We start from the raw sequence: 1,071 nt of genomic DNA, 5'->3' as shown, positions 1-1,071 counted from the left end.
TAGGGAGACTTGTTAATAAAAAAAGGCTTTAAAAATAAAAGTACATAACATGCTGTATGTCGGCATTGGCGATATGTACAGGATGAAATTAAAAATCGCCAACGAAGACGACATACAGCTATACGTTGTGTGGCATACAGGTTTGATGCTGCGAAATAAGTAACTATGAAAAAAAATATTTGGATTTACCTTTGCTTGCTTAATACTTTGATTCTTATAAATAGTTGCAAGCAAGAAAGAGTTTATAAGGAATCAATAGAATTAAATGAAAGTGACTTTCAGAATTATCCAATATGGCAAAATTGCATTTATAATGGATTAGTCCAAATGAATAACGATTTGAATATTACTCCAGAAACCTATACCCCTTATCTGAATAATGAAATAATTAATCCTGAACAAGGACTTTATTATACTAAGGCAATATTTAGATTTAATGATTTGACAGAATATAATGGATATGTAATTCCGATTCAAGGTAAAGTCGATTCTTCAACAATTGGAAATTTGGAGCCAACTATCTTTTGCAACAACAAGAGACTGACTTTTTGGAATGGTATATTAACTGTTGATTCACTTGATTTAAAAGAATTCTATGAAACTATTGGGAAATCGAAAGAAGAAGTCTTCCCAATTATTTTTAGTGTAGACAATAAGATAATCGGACGGAAAATTAATGGAGTAATATCTGGAATCGGATATTGCATTGATTATAATTGCGATACGATTAGATATGTAAATTAATAAAGTACGACCACACAACAATGCATATAAAACATAAAGGCTTCAGTGGTTTATAGGATATTTGTGCGTTTAATCAAGCCCGCCAAATTTGCAATTTGACGAGTTGATTAAAAAGTTTAAATTTGTGTCTAATCGCAAATTAGGCTCAGTGCAAACATGATAGGTAAGTTCATTAAATCCCTTACGATTTCATATGCGAGCCGTTACAGTTAATTGATTCGTAATGGCACTCGCTGGCAAGCGTGTTGCCATTTCTGCTTTAATGGATTTTCCTGTTTTATTGTACACCAGTTGTTTTACTAGTTTTGACTGAGGTTTAAAACTTGA

At 31.8% G+C, this 1,071-nt stretch carries 1 protein-coding gene; it reads left to right on the top strand.

What is annotated here, in order from left to right; genetic code table 11:
• Window positions 1-165: 165 nt before the first annotated feature.
• Window positions 166-744, top strand: a complete 579-nt coding sequence (locus DWB61_RS17565) for a hypothetical protein (RefSeq protein WP_125032239.1) — start codon at window positions 166-168, stop codon at window positions 742-744.
• Window positions 745-1,071 lie beyond the last annotated feature (327 nt).

This window comes from Ancylomarina euxina (assembly GCF_003863355.1).
GTDB lineage: Bacteria > Bacteroidota > Bacteroidia > Bacteroidales > Marinifilaceae > Ancylomarina > Ancylomarina euxinus.
This window is presented reverse-complemented; position numbering and strand designations above follow the sequence as displayed.